The sequence below is a fragment of the Mesorhizobium sp. M1E.F.Ca.ET.063.01.1.1 genome (assembly GCF_003998155.1).
Lineage (GTDB): Bacteria > Pseudomonadota > Alphaproteobacteria > Rhizobiales > Rhizobiaceae > Mesorhizobium.
Genome location: NZ_RZSC01000800.1, coordinates 1 through 2,584, shown reverse-complemented (window position 1 = coordinate 2,584; position 2,584 = coordinate 1). Strand labels below are relative to the sequence as shown.

Annotated in this window: 3 protein-coding genes; 2 read left to right on the top strand and 1 reads right to left on the bottom strand. The window is 64.2% G+C overall.

The window, feature by feature from the left end; all coding sequences use genetic code 11:
• The coding region (gene ppk1 / locus EOA29_RS32515; RefSeq protein ID WP_127222149.1) for a polyphosphate kinase 1 at positions 1-1,464 on the bottom strand (1,464 nt) is incomplete at its 3' end.
• 254 nt (positions 1,465-1,718) lie between these two features.
• Here ppk1 and EOA29_RS32510 point away from each other — a divergent pair.
• Both EOA29_RS32510 and EOA29_RS32505 read left to right on the top strand, forming a co-directional pair.
• Complete coding sequence (locus EOA29_RS32510; RefSeq protein ID WP_126094471.1) at positions 1,719-1,964, top strand: zinc-finger domain-containing protein; 246 nt, start codon at positions 1,719-1,721, stop codon at positions 1,962-1,964.
• 12 nt (positions 1,965-1,976) lie between these two features.
• Positions 1,977-2,584, top strand: a 608-nt coding sequence (locus tag EOA29_RS32505) for an FAD-dependent monooxygenase (RefSeq protein WP_127222148.1), incomplete at its 3' end; no start/stop codon positions are given.

Genomic DNA, 2,584 nt, shown 5'->3' with positions numbered 1-2,584 from the left:
GAAGAAGGACAGGTCGGTGTAGATGCGGGCGGTGACCGGATGGTAGTTGCCGGTGCCGAGATGCACGTAGTTGCGCAGCCGGCTGTCCTCGCGGCGCACGATGAGCGACATCTTGGCGTGGGTCTTCAATTCCAGGAAGCCGAACACGACCTGAACGCCGGCGCGCTCGAGGTCGCGCGCCCAGCGGATGTTGGCCTCCTCGTCGAAGCGCGCCTTGAGCTCGACAAGCGCTGTGACCGACTTGCCGGCCTCGGCCGCGTCGATGAGCGCGCGCACGATCGGGCTGTCGTTCGAGGTGCGGTAGAGCGTCTGCTTGATCGCGACCACTTCCGGATCGGCCGCCGCCTGGCGCAGGAACTGCACCACGACGTCGAACGATTCGTAGGGGTGGTGGACGATGATGTCCTTCTCGCGGATCGCGGCGAAGCAGTCGCCGCCATGCTCGCGGATACGCTCGGGGAAGCGCGGGTTGTAGGGCGTGAATTTGAGGTCGTCGCGCGGAACAGCGACGATCTCGGATATCTGGTTGAGCGCCAGCGGACCGGTCAAGACGCTGATGCGGCTCGACGAGACGCCGAGCTCGCCGGCGACGAAGTCGCGCAATTCGGCCGGCATCAGCGTGTCGAACTCGATGCGGATCACGGAACCGCGGCGGCGGCGCTTCAGCGCCGTCTCGAACAGGCGCACGAGATCTTCCGACTCTTCCTCGACCTCGATATCGCTGTCGCGGATGATGCGGAACGTGCCTGAGCCCTTGACCTCGTAGCCGGGAAACAGCTTGCCGATATAGATGCCGACCGCTTCCTCCAACGGGATGAAGCGGACATGGTTCTTGCGGTCGGGCAGACGGATGAAGCGTTTCAGCGCCACCGGCAGACGCAGAAGCGCGCTCATCTCCTCGCCGTTCTTGCGGTGGCGCAATTGCAGCGCCATCGAGAAACCGAGATTGGGAATGAACGGGAACGGATGCGCCGGGTCGATCGACAGCGGCGTCAGCACCGGGAAAACCTGGTCCTGGAAATGTTCTTCCAGCCAGGCCCTCTCGTCCTTGGTGAGCCCGTCGCGGGTGATGCTCTCGATGCCTTCCTTGTCGAGCAGCTCCATCAGGGTCGACAGGCTCTTCTGCTGGTCTTCCTGCAGACGCTCGACCTCGCGCAGCAACTGTTCGAGCTGCTGTTCGGGCGTGCGGCCGTCTGGGCTCTTCAGCGCGATGCCCTCGCGCACCTGGCCGGCAAGGCCGGCGACGCGGACCATGAAGAACTCGTCGAGGTTGGCGGCAGAGATCGACAGGAAGCGGACGCGCTCGAGCAGCGGGTGGCGCGTGTTGAGCGATTCCTCGAGCACGCGCCGGTTGAACTGCAGCCAGGAAAATTCCCGGTTGACGAAGCGGTCGGGATTACCGCCGTCCGGGCTTGCCGCCTCGACGGTGATGAACTCGCTCTGCACCGGCCTCAGTTCGCTCATGATTCCTGCTCTTGCCTGCAACCGTTCTCTTTGAGCGCCATACACCGCCGGACGCGTTGTGGATGCTCTAACATGCTTTCATGACGCATGATGTCACGGAATCGGTTCGTTTCCGGGGCGATGCGCTTAACCGGCTCAACTTATCCTCTGACAGGGTTTTGCGACAGTTTCATTTCATCGATCTTGCAAAGAGACCGGTTATGATCCAGATGCAAACGGGCCGAAATCAAGCCGAGACCAAATTGGAGACGACGATGGCAGGCGGTTCCATTCCACATTTCCAGAACGATGCGGGCCATCCGGTCATCGACATCGGCGTCAAGGAATTCATGTGCACCGGCGCCAACCCGCCTTTCGACCATCCGCATGTGTTCCTCGACATGGGCGACGACAACGAGAAGGTCTGCCCCTATTGCTCGACGCTCTACCGCTATTCGCCAAAGCTGAAGGCGACGGAAACGCAGCCTGCCGGCTGCCTCTATATCGACCAGGCCGCCTGATTCTGCGCGATCATGGATGAGGCGCGGTCCCGGCAGGTCGTCATCGCCGGGGCCGGCATAGCCGGGCTGACGGCGGCGCTGGCCTTTACGGAGCGCGGCTACCCCGTCACGGTGCTGGAGCAGGCCAGGCAGCTCGAAGTCGTGGGCGCCGGGCTCCAGCTTTCTCCCAACGCGACCCGCATCCTGCGCCGGCTCGGCGTGCTCGACCGCTTACGGCTGAGCGCGATCAGGCCGGAAGCGGTGGTGCTTAAGGACGCCGCCACCTTGCGCGAGCTGGCACGCGTGCCGCTGGGCCAGGCCGGCGAAGACCGCTGGCGAGCGCCCTATCTTGTGGCGCACCGCGCCGACCTGCATGCCGCGCTGACGGCGACGGTTGCGGAGCGGCCCGAGATCGAGCTTGTGACAGGCGCACGGGTGACGGCCATCGCCATTTCGTCTCCCAACATCACCGTCACATCCGAAACGGATGGCGACAGCATCGAGGTCGCCGGAGGCCTGCTGGTCGGCGCCGACGGCGTCTGGTCGACGGTGAGATCGCAACTTGCCGGCAGAGAGCCCGCTTTTGCGAGAAGCCGCTTTTCCGGCGAGCTCGCCTGGCGCGCCACGGTGGCGGCGACAAG